Raw genomic sequence first — 12,316 nt, 5'->3', positions numbered from 1 at the left:
CCTACCTTTCCTTTCGACGCGCGGCCAACCGGGGCACCGCCAGCTTCTCCGCGTCTCGCTCTGCCTCGGCTGCCTGCGCCGTCTGGCCGACCTGGGCCTCCGGGGTGTATATCGGCAGCTCGATGGTGAACGTGGAGCCGGTTTCGGGCCGCGACCACAGTTTGATGTTACCGCCATGGTTGGCCACGACGTGCTTGACGATGGCCAAACCGAGCCCCGTTCCCCCCGTGGAGCGCGAGCGCGCCTTGTCCACCCGGTAGAAACGCTCGAACACGCGCTTCTGGTCCTCCGGGGCGATGCCGATGCCCCGGTCGGTGACGCGGATGAGAATCACCGAACCGCGCACGACCTTCTGCGTGATGGTCACCGGCTGGTTGTTCGGCGAATAGTTGATCGCGTTGGACACCAGGTTCGACACCGCCGCCGTCAGCAGCGCCCGGTCCCCCATCACCTTGATGCCCGTGCGGGGAGAGCGCGTCAGCTCGATTTCGCGGTTGTCGGCGGTGACTTGATTGCGCTGGATGGCGTCGTCAATGACATCGTCGACACGCACGGGCGCCATGTCGGGCAGCGCCTCGGCTCCCTGCAGCTTGGACAGGCTGATCAGGTCGGTGATCATGTCCCCCATGCGGTGGGACTCTTTGAGCAGCTTCTCGCCGAAGTAGGTCACCATCTCGGGGTCGCCTGGGTCCTGCAGCAACGCCTGGGCCAGCAGAGACACCCCGCCCACCGGCGTCTTGAGCTCGTGGGAGACGTTGGCCACGAAGTCGCGCCGCGCGGACTCCATGCGCACGTTCTCGGACTCGTCGGTGCCGTAGACGATGACGAAGGACGTGTCTGTGAGTGTCAGCGGCTTGACGACGGCCCGAACGCCGCGCACCAGGCTCCCCGTGGCGCGTTTGGGCAGTTCCAGGTCGATGGTCCGCGTTTCCAGGTCCTCGAACACCTCGGCCGCCGTCTCCATCACCGTCGGGTTGACCGTCCGGCCGTGGACGATGGACATCTCGTGCGCCCGAGGGTTGGACATGATGACGCGACCGGCCCTGTTGACCACGAGAAAGCCCGTCGTCGACCCCTGGATAGCCAGGTGCAGCACCTGGCTCATCGTGGAGACGTGGCTTTCCTCCGCCTGCGCGCGCTGCGTGACGTCGCTGCCGGCCCCCCACCGGGGGAAGTTCCGCACGGCGGAGGCCACGAACACGACGGCGGCGACGCAGAGTGCCCCGAGGACAAATGCGAGAGTGGGGGACAAACCGGCGGTTACTTCTGGTTGCCCTGGTTGGCCACCGCGGCCGCACCCGCCGCGGCCGCCTCCGGGTCGAGGTAGGTGCCGCCGGGGTTGAGCACGGCGCCGCGCTCACCGAGCTCGTACACCAGGGGCATGCCCGTCGGGATGTTCAGGCCGGCGATGTCCTCGTCCGAGATGTTGTCCAAGTGCTTGACCAGCGCACGCAGGGAGTTGCCGTGCGCTGCGACCATCACGTTCTTGCCCTGCAGCACCTCCGGGAGAATGACGTCAGCGTAGAAAGGCAGGAAGCGCGCGACGACATCCTTGAGGCACTCCGTGCGGGGCACCTGCGGCAGGTTGGCGTAGCGCGGGTCGTTGGCCTGCGAGTACTCGTTGTCGTCGGCGAGCTCCGGCGGCGGGGTGTCGTAGGAGCGGCGCCACGTCATGAACTGCTCCTCGCCGAACTCCTCGCGGATCTCGGCCTTGTTCAGCCCCTGCAGCTTGCCGTAGTGGCGCTCGTTGAGGCGCCAGTTGCGCACGACGGGGATCCAGTGACGGTCCGCGGTATCGAGCGCGATGTTGGCGGTGCGGATGGCGCGGCGCAGCAGCGACGTGAACACAATGTCGGGCAGAAGGCCCTTCTCCGCGAGGAGCCTTCCGGCGTTGACGGCCTCCTGCTCGCCCTTGTCGGTCAGGTCGACGTCGACCCAGCCGGTGAACTGGTTGGACTCGTTCCACGTGCTCTGCCCGTGACGGACAAGAATCAGCTTTCCGTTGCTCATGGGCTCCAGCATGCCACGAGAACGGGCGCGTCGCTGCGCGTTTTACGCCCCCGAGTCAGCCGCCGAAAGGCTCCCGTTCCGAGCCGCCGGGGACGAACTCGGCGAGGGTGTCCCCGTAGACCCGGGCGAGCGCCGCCGCAGACGCCGCCCAGCTGAAGTTGCGGGCGTGGGCCGCCGCGGCGATACCCATGCTGATGCGCCGGGGGTCGTCGTCAAGCAACTCGGCCAGCGCATCCGCCCAGTCGCCCGCGCCGTGGCCCCGCACGAGCAGGCCCGTCTCTCCGTCCGCGACCGCGAGCGGCAGGCCGCCGACGCGCGCGGCCACAACCGGGGTGCCGGTGGCCTGCGCCTCCACGGCGACGAGCCCGAACGACTCGTTGTAGCTGGGCACCGCCACCACGTCGGCGGCCTGGTAGACGGCCACCAGCTCCTCCGGGGGGCGCGGCCCGAGGAACCGTACGCGGCGCTCGATCCCCTCCTGCCGCGTGAGCTCCCGGTAGTGCCCCACGCTCGCCCCGCTTCCCGACGCCCCTCCGCACACGATCACCCGCAGGTTGCGGCCCGGGTCGCGGCGCACGAGCTCGCCGACCGCGCGCAGCAAGACCTGCGGCCCCTTGAATTCCTGCAGCCGGCCCACAAACGCCACGACCTTCGCGTGCAGCGGGATGCCCAGCTGGCGGCGGGCCAGCTCGGTGTTGCGGTTCGTGCCCGGGGTGAACAGCTCCGTGTCCGCCCCCGGGGTGACCACGGCAATCCTGTCCGGGTCGACGTCGTAGTGCCGTGAGAGCTCGAAGGACTCGTCGTCCGTGTTGACAACTAGGGCGTTGGCGTTGTCCACCAGCTGCTGCTCGCAGATCCGCCGCGCCTCGCCCTCCGGCTCGTCGCCGTCGGAGCGGTGGGCGTTTTTCACCGCCGCCCACGTGTGCCCGGTGTGGATGAGCGGCACCCGCCCCAGGTCCGCCAGCAGCCATCCGACCTGGCCGGAGAGCCAGTAGTGGGAGTGTATGAGGTCGTAGGATCCCCCGGCATCCCGCACGAACTGCACAATTCCCCCGGCGAAGGCCGCGAGCTGGGTGGGCAGGTCCTCCTTCGCAAGACCCTCGTAGGGGCCCGCGACGATGTTGATCACGCGCAGGCCGTCGCACACGGTCACGATTTCGCCCTGGCTCGGGCGCGTCGCGCGCGTGAAGATGTCCACGGCGATGCCCCGCCGCGCCAGCTCGCGGGCGATGCTGAGGATGTAGACGTTCATCCCCCCGGCGTCGCCGGTGCCCGGCTGCTCCAGCGGGGACGTGTGCATGGAAATCATCGCGACGCGCATGACCCCGATTCTAAAGCGCGTACGCCCCTACCCCGCGGCGTGGCGGTGCCAGGAGCCGAAGTCCGCCGCCACCTCGGCGGCGAGCAGGCGGTAGGCACGCAGCGTTTTCGGATGCAGCCGGTCGAGCTCGACCACCGCGCCCTCCGCCAGGTGGCGGTCGTAGGGGATGACGTGGACGGCGCGGGTCCGCGCCGAGAAATACTCGCCAATCTTGCGCAGGTCAGTCGTCGGCGCGCCCGGCGCGTTGGCGGAGACCACGACCACGGCGTTCGTCGCCAGCCGGTCGTGGCCGTGCAGGCTCAGCCAATCAAGCGTCGCGGCGGCGGACTGGGCGCCGTCGAGAGCCGGGGAGGTGACCAAGATCAGTGCGTTGGCCAGGTCGAGCACCCCCGCCATCGCCGAGTGCATCAGCCCGGTGCCGCAATCCGTGAGGATGACGTTGTAGTGGTGCTGCAGGATGTCCACCGCGCGGCGGTAGTCCGCCTCGCTGAACGCCTCGCTCACCGCCGGGTCACGCTCGGAGCCGATGACCTCCAGGCGGGAGGCGGCCTGGTTGGTAAACGCCCTGACCTGCGGGTAGCGCGACGTGTCGGGCGCAGCCAACAGATCCCTGATCGTCGCAGGCGTGGGCACCGCGGCGCGCTGGGCGAGCGTGCCCAAGTCGGGGTTGGCGTCGATCGCGATGACGCGGTCGCCCCTGGTTTGAGCGAACACCCCGCCGAGGGCGACCGTCGTGGTCGTTTTTCCCACCCCGCCCTTGAGCGACATCACGGCGATGCGGTAGTCACCCCGAAGCGGTGCACGCACGGCGTCGATAAGCTGCTGCTCCTTGAGCTCACGCTTGGAGTTTCCCGGGTTGATGCGGCCGCCGGTGGCGTCGTGCACGAGCCGGCGCCACCCGCGCGCGGGAGGGGCCGCAACCGGGTTGACCAGTGTCGACTGGTCAAGGCCCGGCGGCGGGAGCAAGTCGTGCGTGGGTGGCGACAGTGCCTCACCGAGACTCTCCTGCGGCTCCCACTGCCCCCACGCTGTGCCAGATCCGTGCATTGCGGTACCCCCCGTTTTTCGGCATTCCCCGTTTCCCCACCACTTTCCACCCTCTTTGTACCGAAAATCCCGCTCCGCGCAAGGCGGGCGGGCGAAATCAAGGGACGCGTCTTACTTTTTGCTCAAAATGTGATGCGCAACACGGAAGTTTCGTTATACTGTTTCGCAACCCATGGATAAATACACGACCCCAAGGAGCTGCTTATGGGCGCATTCGAAGAAAAAGCCTGGCTGGAGCATTACGCACCGTGGACGCCGCACGAGGTCGACCTGGGCAGCGACACCCTGATCGACATTTACGAGCGCAACCTGGCCAAGCACTCCAACCGCACCGCCACCTGGTTCTTCGGCAAGACCATGACGTTCGCGGAGCTCAACGAGCAGGTGCTCAAAGCCGCCGCCGGCCTGCAGGAACTCGGCGTGAAAAAGGGCGACCGCGTCGCGCTTGTCATGCCCAACTGCCCGCAGCACATCATCGCCTTCTCCGCGGTGATGCGCCTCGGCGCGACGGTGGTCGAGCACAACCCCCTCTACACCGCCGCAGAGCTCCTCCCCCAGTTCCAGGACCACGGGGCCAAGGTCGCGATCGTGTGGGACAAGGCGACGCCGACGATCTCCAAGCTGCGCAAGGACTCCCCCCTGTCCACCATCGTCTCCGTCAACATGATCGAAGCGATGCCCCTGCGTTTTCGTGCGGCGCTGAAGCTTCCCCTGCCGAGGCTCAAGGCGATGCGCGACAAGCTCACCGGCGAGGCCCCGGCTACCATGCCCTGGTCGTCGCTGCTTCTTGACAAGCAGTTCGAGGCCCCCGAGGGCATCACCCAGGATGACACCGTGCTGATCCTTTACACCTCCGGCACCACCGGCCCCCCGAAGGGCGCCCAGCTCACCCACGGCAACCTGAACTCCATGCTCAAGACGGGCCAGGCGTGGGTGAAGGATCTGGGCAAGGGGCCGGAGAAGATCATGACGGTCCTCCCGCTGTTCCACGTCTACGGCTTCGCGCTGACAACCGGGCTGGGCATCGGAATCGGAGCGGAACTCATCCTCGTGCCGTCCCCCGATCCGGCGCTCATCGCGATGGCGATGAAGAAGAACCCGCCGACCTTCTTCCCCGGCGTGCCCACGCTCTACGAGAAGATCGCCGAGTCCGCCATCGCCAACGACAAGAAGTACCCGACGATCCGCAACTCGTTCTCCGGTGCGTCCACCCTGCCGGAGTCGACCATCAAGAAGTGGGAGGACATCACCGGCGGGCGACTCGTGGAGGGCTACGGCCTGACGGAGACCTCCCCGATCCTCACCGGCAACCCAATGGACGGAAACCACCGGCCGGGATACATTGGCCTTCCGTTCCCGAACACCGAGATCCGGATCGCGAACCCGGACAACCTGGATGAGACCATGCCGGACGGCGAGCCCGGCGAGCTTCTCGCCCGCGGCCCGCAGGTGTTCAAGGGCTACCTGAACAAGCCGGAGGCCACCGCCGACGCCTTCCACAACGGGTTCTTCCGCACCGGCGACATGGGTGTGATGGAAACCGACGGGTTCATCCGCCTGGTCTCGCGCATCAAGGAGATGATCATCACCGGCGGCTTCAATGTCTACCCCGACGAGGTGGAGAAGGTGATGAAGCAGCACCCGGACGTCGACGACATCGCCGTCGTCGGTCGCCCGCGTAACGACGGCTCCGAGGACGTCGTCGCCTGCGTCACACTGCGCGAGGGTGCCATCATCGATTCCGACACGTTGCGCGAATACGCCCGCGAGCGCCTCACCCCATATAAGGTGCCGCGCACGTTCTACCACTTCGAGGATCTCAACCGTGACCAGACCGGCAAGATCCGCCGCCGCGAGGTACAGGCCACGCTGATCGAAATGCTCGAGCAGGGCGACGACACCAAGGTAGGCGAAGCCGTGAGCTAAGCCGCTTGTCGACGCCTAAAAAGCCGGTGCTGAGCACCGGCTTTTTGCGTGGGGGTAGCGACGCGCGAAGATATCCTCCATTTCCTATGTAACACATCACACCGGGCGGTATCATGACGGTCACACCAGTTAGCTTATACAAACTAACAACCGCGATAAGGAGGGCGCTCGGAATGGGTGCGTACGAGAACAAGGCCTGGCTGCAGCACTACCCGGAATGGGTCAGCAAGCAGCTGACCTACGGCGAGGACACTATTGTCTCCCGCTACAACAACGGTGTGAAGAGCCACCCCGGCAAGAAGCTGACGTGGTTCATGGGCAAGGAGCTCACCTACGGCGAGGCGGACGACCAGGTGCGCCGCGTCGCCTCCGGGCTCACGAGCCTCGGGGTGAAGCAGGGCGACCGCGTCGCCATTGCCCTGCCGAACTGCCCCCAGCACATCATCTCGATCCTCGCCGTCCAAAGCCTCGGCGCCACCGTGGTGCAGCACAACCCCCTCTACACCGCCGCCGAGCTGCGGCCGCAGTTCGAAGACCACGGCGCAAAGGTCGCCATCGTCTGGGACAAGGTATCGCACGTGTACACGGAGCTGGCGCAATCCACCCCGCTGGCGAAAGTCGTCAGCGTCAACATGATTGACGCCATGCCGTGGCACCTGCGCACCGCGCTGCGCCTGCCGCTTGGCCCGCTGAAGAAGAAGCGCGCGGAGCTCACCGGGCCGGCGCAGGGCACGATCCCGTGGTCGCAGTTGCTGGCCAGCGAACCCAGCCGCGCGCTGGTCCAGCCCTCCCCGGACGACGTCGCCTTCATCCTCTACACGTCAGGCACGACGGGATCCCCGAAAGGCGCCCCCCTGACGCACCGGAACGTGAACGCCAACATGGTCGCCGGCCTGGAATGGTTCGGCAGATTTGGCGAGCAAGACGAGCGCATCCTCGCGGTCCTGCCCCTCTTCCACGTCTACGGCCTGCTGCTCAACTTCGCCGTCGCTTTCCCCGTCGGGGCCCAAATTATCCTCGTCCCGGCCCCGCAACCGGAGCTCATGTTCCCCGCCATCGAGAAAACCAAGCCGACGATGCTGCCGGGTGTGCCCACCCTCTACGAACGCATCTCCGATTGGGCGCTGGAGAACGACAAGGACATCACCTCCATCCGCTACGCGTTCTCCGGCGCGTCGACGCTGCCGACCGCCACCTTGGACAGGTGGGAGAAAGCCACGCGCGGACGCCTGGTAGAGGGATACGGCCTGACGGAGACCTCTCCGATCCTCACCTCGAACCCGATGGACGGAAACCACCGGCCGGGATACATCGGCGTGCCGTTCCCTGATACCGACATCCGGATCGCCAACCCGGACAACCTGGACGAGACCATGCCGGACGGCGAGCCCGGCGAGCTGCTCGCCCGCGGCCCGCAGGTGTTCGGCGGATACTTGAACAAGCCGGAGGCCAACGAAAAGGCCTTCCACAACGGGTTCTTCCGCACCGGTGACATGGGGATCATGGAACCAGACGGGTTCATCCGCCTGGTCGCCCGCATCAAGGAGATGATCATCACTGGCGGCTTCAACGTCTACCCGGACGAGGTGGAGCAGGTGATGAAACAGCACCCGGACGTCGACGACATCGCCGTCGTCGGACGCCCGCGCCACGACGGCTCCGAGGACGTCGTCGCCTGCGTCACTCTCCACGAAGGCGCGCCGCTGGACCCGGAAAGCCTGAAGGACTTCGCCCGCGAACGCCTCACCCCCTACAAGGTGCCGCGCACGTTTTACCACTTCGAGGATCTCCACCGCGACCAGACCGGCAAGATCCGCCGCCGCGAGGTGCAGAAGACCTTGCTGGAAATGCTCGAGGACGGCACCGCGGCGCCGCAAGGTTGATGGGTTGATGGGGTGACGAATCCGCTTCTGCGGACGTGAACCGTCTATATACTCGGACGTATGTCTTCTGACGAGCACAAGCCCTGGCTCGAGTCCTACACACCGTGGACGCCGCCCTCCCTGAATTACGGGTCCGTCACCTTGGCGGACGTCTACGCGAGGAATCTGGAGGCCAACGGCGATAAGCCCGCGACCCGGTTCTTCGGGCGCAGGCTGACGTACGCGGAGCTGGACACGCACGTTCGCCGCGCCGCGGCGGGGCTGGCCACGCTCGGCGTGAAACCCGGTGACCGGGTCGCCATCATGCTGCCGAACTGCCCGCAGCACGTGGTCGCCTTCTACGCCGTCCAGCTCCTCGGTGCCGTGGCGGTCGAGCACAACCCCCTCTACACCGCCGCTGAGCTGCGCGCGCAGTTCGAGGACCACGGCGCCCGCGTCGCCATCGTGTGGGACAAGGTCGCGGACACTGCGGTCCGCCTGCGTGAGACCACGCAGCTGGAATCCATTGTCAGCGTGGACATGACGAAGGCGATGCCGCTTGCCACGCGGCTCGCTCTGCGCATTCCGCTCAAGCGGGTGCGCGAGGCCCGCGCCCAGCTCACCGGCCCCAACCGCGGCGCCATCGCGTGGGAGGCGCTGACGGGCACGGCTCTCGCCAGCAAGGCGCCGGCGCTGTCCGCCCCGGACACCATCACCCCCGACTCCCCGGCCCTGGTCCTCTACACCTCGGGCACCACGGGCCGGCCGAAGGGCGCGGTCCTGTCCCACGCCAACCTGCACGCCAACGCCCTGCAGGGTGTCGCCTGGGTCGAGTCGCTCCAAAAATCGGATCAGCGCATGCTGGCCACCCTGCCGTTCTTCCACGCCTACGGCCTGACGTTCTCCCTAACCCTGTCGTTCCTCATCGGCAGCGAGGTCATTCTGCTCCCCGCGCCGCAGATGGACCTCATCATGAGGTCCATCAAGAAGCTCCGGCCCACCTTCATGCCCGGCGTGCCCACGTTGTTCGAGCGCATCGTCCGCCAGGCCAGGGAGGACGACGTGGATCTGTCGTGCCTGTCTATCGGCTTCTCCGGCGCGTCGTCGCTGCCCGTCGCCGTGATTGATGAGTGGGAGGAGCTCACCGGCGGGCGCCTGGTGGAGGGCTACGGATTGACGGAGACCTCACCGATCATCGTTGGCAACCCGGAGAGCGCCGACCGCCGGCCGGGTTACATCGGCATCCCCTTCCCGGACACCGACATCCGCATCGCGGACACGGAGAACCTGGATCGGGAGATGCCCTACGGCGAAGCCGGCGAAATCCTGGTGCGCGGCCCGCAGGTATTCGACGGCTACCTCAACAACCCGGAGGCCACCGCGAACGCGTTCCACGACGGCTGGTTCCGCACCGGCGACATGGGCGTGATGGAGCCGGACGGCTTTATCAAGCTGGTCTCGCGCATCAAGGAGCTCATCATCACCGGCGGCTTCAACGTCTACCCCTCCGAGGTGGAGGAGGTCCTGCGCCGGCACGAGGATGTGGAGGACGTCGCCGTCGTCGGCCGCCCACGTACCGACGGCTCCGAGGACGTCGTCGCCTGCGTCACCCTGCGCGAGGGTGCCGAGCTCGAGCCGGAGAACCTGCGCGCGTACGCCCGGGAGAACCTCACGGGCTACAAGGTGCCGCGCACGTTCTACCACTTCGACGAGCTGCCCCGCGACCAGATGGGCAAGGTCCGCCGGCGCGAGGTGCAAGACGAGCTCATGCGGATGCTTGAGGGCTAAATTTCCACCCCGACCCACACCGGTTCGGGTTCGAGGGTGACGCCGAATCGCTTTTCGACGCCCCGCCGAACGGTCCGGGCCAGCTCGACGATGTCCCGGGCAGCCGCGTTTCCGCGGTTGGTCAGCGCGAGGGTGTGCTTGGTGCTCAGCCTCGCCGGGGCGTCGTCCCCGGGGTAGCCGCGGGGGAACCCGGCGCGCTCGATGAGCCACGCCGCCGACAGCTTCTCGTGGCCGTCCGGTTGCGGGAAGCGCGGCATTCCCGGCTCGCCGACTGCGACGTCGATGGAGTCCGCGAGCGCGGGATCCACGATCGGATTGGTGAAAAACGAGCCGGCCGACCACGTGTCGTGATCGGCAGGATCGAGCACCATCCCCTTGGCCCGGCGCGTGGCGAGGATCTCCTCGCGCGCCTGGGCCAGCGGCAGACGCTTCCCACCGAGGTGGCGCAGAGGCGCTGACAGCTCCCGGGCATCCAGGCGCAGCTCGATGTCCAGCACGACGGCGCGGGCCGTGAATTTCAGGTTGGAGTAGCGGTAGGCGAGCTCCAGCGAGTCGGCGGAGACCCACTCCCGCTCGCCGGTGCGGCGATTGTACAGGTGCACGCGAGTGAGCACGTCGGAGATCTCCGCGCCGTAGGCGCCGACGTTTTGCACCGGCGTGGCGCCGGCCGACCCGGGGATGCCGCTGAGTGCCTCGATGCCCGCCAGCCCGCGATCCACCGCGAAGGCCACGACGTCGTCCCACGGGGTGCCGGCCTGGATGCGCAGCGTGGTGGCGTCGATAAGCTCGATGCCCTCGTTGGCGGCCACCACGGCGGTCAGGTCCAAAGGCCCGTCGGCGACGACGAGGTTGGAACCGCCGCCGACCACGAGCAGGGGCTCACCCGCGGTGTCGAGACGCGCAACGGTCGACGCGAGTTCGCCCGCACTCGTGCAGCGCAGAAGCGAGCGGGGCGAGCCGCCGACGCGGAGGGTGGTCAGGGCTGAAAAAGATGAATCGGACACCCCCACCACGGTAGTCTGTGACCCATGACCGCACATAGCGAAGTAACTCTGACCATCAACCACTCCGCCGCGAAGGTTCACCAGGCGCTGACCACCAAGGAGTACTGGGAGTTCATCGCGGAGAAGCTGTCGCCGGAGCCGGGGACCCTCAACGAGTTCGACGGCTCGTCGGCCACCCTCTTCGAGGTGCTGCCCCAGTCCATCCTCCCCGAGGCCGCCCGGGCGATGATTTCCCAGGACCTCAAGCTCAAGCGCGTCGTCAACGTCGGCGCCCTCGAGGGGGAGAACGCCAAGCTCGACTTCACGGGTGACGTCAAGGGCACCCCGGTCGACTTCAGCGGCGACATCGCCCTCGCCGGCGCGGGTGAGACCACCACGCTGACCTACGATAACGAGGTTAAGGTCGCCATCCCGTTCATGGGCGCGGCGCTCGAGCCGAAGATCGCCGACGCGCTCGAGGAGATCCTCACCAACGAGGCGGCGCTGACCGACCAGTGGATCAGCGACAACCTCTAGCGGCACCCTCCCTCCATTCGTTTCAACATGGCCGGTCACGCCCATAATCTGCGCGCGCAGTTCGGGCGCGACCGGCCGTTCGGCGTGATCACCCGCGGCACGACCGGGATCAACCGGCTGCGGCGTTCGGACAGGTGGACGCGCTACAACCCGGACGTGCGCGAGGTGCTGCGCTCGGTGCCGGCGCCGCTGGCTATCGACGTCGGCTACGGGGCGTCCCACACCACCACCGTGGAGTGGGCCGGGTGGCTGCGCCGCATCAACCCGGATGTGGAGGTCATCGGCCTGGAAATCAACCCGGAGCGCGTCCTGCCGCCGCGCGACGGTGTCCGCTTCCAGCTCGGGGGGTTCGAGCTCGCCGGCTATACCCCGCACCTGGTCCGCGCGTTCAACGTGCTGCGCCAGTACGACGTGGCGGACGTCCCCGCCGTGTGGGAGACCGTGGCATCCCGCCTCGCCCCCGGCGGGTTGTTCATCGAGGGCACATGCGACGAGCTCGGCCGCCGCGCGGCATGGGTGCTTCTCGACGCCCACGGCCCGCGCTCCCTCACCCTGGCCTGGGACCCCGAGGACGTCGCGCGGCCCTCCGATGTGGCGGAACGGCTGCCCAAGGCACTGATCCACAACAACACCCCCGGGCACAAGATCCACACGCTGCTCACCGCCATGGATACCGCCTGGGAGCACGCCGCCGGCTGGGCGCCGCATGGGCCGAGGGTGCGCTGGCGCAACGCCCACGAGGAGCTGCTCCGGCAGGGCTGGCCCCTGCACCCGGTGCGCCGGCGCCTGCGGGACAACACCCTGACCATCGGGTGGGAACACGTCGCGGACGTATGATGGCC

Annotated in this window: 10 protein-coding genes; 5 read left to right on the top strand and 5 right to left on the bottom strand. The window is 67.5% G+C overall.

All coding sequences use genetic code 11. The features are described from left to right. Position 1 precedes the first annotated feature (1 nt). From BLS40_RS08985 to BLS40_RS08970, 4 genes are read right to left on the bottom strand one after another with little or no spacing between them, the layout of a single operon-like run. Positions 2–1,252, bottom strand: coding sequence for a sensor histidine kinase (locus BLS40_RS08985; RefSeq protein ID WP_092151421.1), 1,251 nt, complete (start codon positions 1,250–1,252; stop codon positions 2–4). Between the two features lie 8 nt (positions 1,253–1,260). Further along, complete coding sequence (locus BLS40_RS08980; RefSeq protein WP_092152251.1) at positions 1,261–2,010, bottom strand: phosphoglyceromutase; 750 nt, start codon at positions 2,008–2,010, stop codon at positions 1,261–1,263. Positions 2,011–2,065: 55 nt separating this feature from the next. After that, on the bottom strand, positions 2,066–3,331 hold the full coding sequence (gene mshA, locus BLS40_RS08975; RefSeq protein ID WP_092151419.1) for a D-inositol-3-phosphate glycosyltransferase: 1,266 nt from the start codon (positions 3,329–3,331) through the stop codon (positions 2,066–2,068). Positions 3,332–3,358: 27 nt separating this feature from the next. Then, the gene (locus tag BLS40_RS08970; protein ID WP_092151417.1) at positions 3,359–4,378 is read right to left on the bottom strand and encodes a MinD/ParA family ATP-binding protein; all 1,020 of its coding nucleotides are present in this window, start codon (positions 4,376–4,378) and stop codon (positions 3,359–3,361) included. Between the two features lie 204 nt (positions 4,379–4,582). Between BLS40_RS08970 and BLS40_RS08965 the strand changes: the two genes are divergently transcribed. The 3 genes from BLS40_RS08965 (at position 4,583) to BLS40_RS08955 (ending at position 9,954) form a co-directional block, all read left to right on the top strand. After that, on the top strand, positions 4,583–6,304 hold the full coding sequence (locus BLS40_RS08965) for a long-chain-fatty-acid--CoA ligase (RefSeq protein WP_092151415.1): 1,722 nt from the start codon (positions 4,583–4,585) through the stop codon (positions 6,302–6,304). A gap of 173 nt (positions 6,305–6,477) precedes the next feature. Then, complete coding sequence (locus BLS40_RS08960; protein WP_092151412.1) at positions 6,478–8,187, top strand: long-chain-fatty-acid--CoA ligase; 1,710 nt, start codon at positions 6,478–6,480, stop codon at positions 8,185–8,187. A gap of 60 nt (positions 8,188–8,247) precedes the next feature. Next, positions 8,248–9,954: a long-chain-fatty-acid--CoA ligase gene (locus BLS40_RS08955; protein WP_092151410.1), complete on the top strand. Its 1,707-nt coding sequence runs from the start codon at positions 8,248–8,250 to the stop codon at positions 9,952–9,954. Here the strand turns inward: BLS40_RS08955 and BLS40_RS08950 are convergent. Further along, entirely contained in the window at positions 9,951–10,994 is a 1,044-nt protein-coding gene (locus BLS40_RS08950; RefSeq protein ID WP_092152250.1) for a UDP-N-acetylmuramate dehydrogenase, read from the bottom strand. The genes BLS40_RS08955 and BLS40_RS08950 overlap by 4 nt on opposite strands. On the opposite strand from BLS40_RS08950, the gene BLS40_RS08945 reads away from it, so the two are divergent. Both BLS40_RS08945 and BLS40_RS08940 read left to right on the top strand, forming a co-directional pair. Beyond that, positions 10,983–11,474 carry a DUF2505 domain-containing protein gene (locus BLS40_RS08945; protein ID WP_092151408.1) on the top strand — a complete coding sequence of 164 codons (492 nt, stop codon included), beginning with the start codon at positions 10,983–10,985 and terminating at the stop codon, positions 11,472–11,474. The genes BLS40_RS08950 and BLS40_RS08945 overlap by 12 nt on opposite strands. A gap of 27 nt (positions 11,475–11,501) precedes the next feature. Continuing rightward, positions 11,502–12,311, top strand: a complete 810-nt coding sequence (locus BLS40_RS08940) for a class I SAM-dependent methyltransferase (protein ID WP_092151406.1) — start codon at positions 11,502–11,504, stop codon at positions 12,309–12,311. Positions 12,312–12,316 lie beyond the last annotated feature (5 nt).

The organism is Corynebacterium mycetoides (assembly GCF_900103625.1).
In the GTDB taxonomy this organism is placed as follows: domain Bacteria; phylum Actinomycetota; class Actinomycetes; order Mycobacteriales; family Mycobacteriaceae; genus Corynebacterium; species Corynebacterium mycetoides.
The sequence above is the reverse complement of the archived record's forward strand: the minus strand, read 5'-3'. Positions and strand labels throughout refer to the sequence as shown.

Excerpts from the sequence above, each read along its gene's own strand:
- BLS40_RS08980 (WP_092152251.1), bottom strand. The coding sequence starts at position 2,010 with ATGAGCAACGGAAAGCTGATTCTTGTCCGTCACGGGCAGAGCACGTGG.
- mshA (WP_092151419.1), bottom strand. The coding sequence starts at position 3,331 with ATGCGCGTCGCGATGATTTCCATGCACACGTCCCCGCTGGAGCAGCCG.
- BLS40_RS08970 (WP_092151417.1), bottom strand. The coding sequence starts at position 4,378 with ATGCACGGATCTGGCACAGCGTGGGGGCAGTGGGAGCCGCAGGAGAGT.
- BLS40_RS08965 (WP_092151415.1), top strand. The coding sequence starts at position 4,583 with ATGGGCGCATTCGAAGAAAAAGCCTGGCTGGAGCATTACGCACCGTGG.
- BLS40_RS08960 (WP_092151412.1), top strand. The coding sequence starts at position 6,478 with ATGGGTGCGTACGAGAACAAGGCCTGGCTGCAGCACTACCCGGAATGG.
- BLS40_RS08955 (WP_092151410.1), top strand. The coding sequence starts at position 8,248 with ATGTCTTCTGACGAGCACAAGCCCTGGCTCGAGTCCTACACACCGTGG.
- BLS40_RS08945 (WP_092151408.1), top strand. The coding sequence starts at position 10,983 with ATGACCGCACATAGCGAAGTAACTCTGACCATCAACCACTCCGCCGCG.
- BLS40_RS08950 (WP_092152250.1), bottom strand. The coding sequence starts at position 10,994 with ATGTGCGGTCATGGGTCACAGACTACCGTGGTGGGGGTGTCCGATTCA.
- BLS40_RS08940 (WP_092151406.1), top strand. The coding sequence starts at position 11,502 with ATGGCCGGTCACGCCCATAATCTGCGCGCGCAGTTCGGGCGCGACCGG.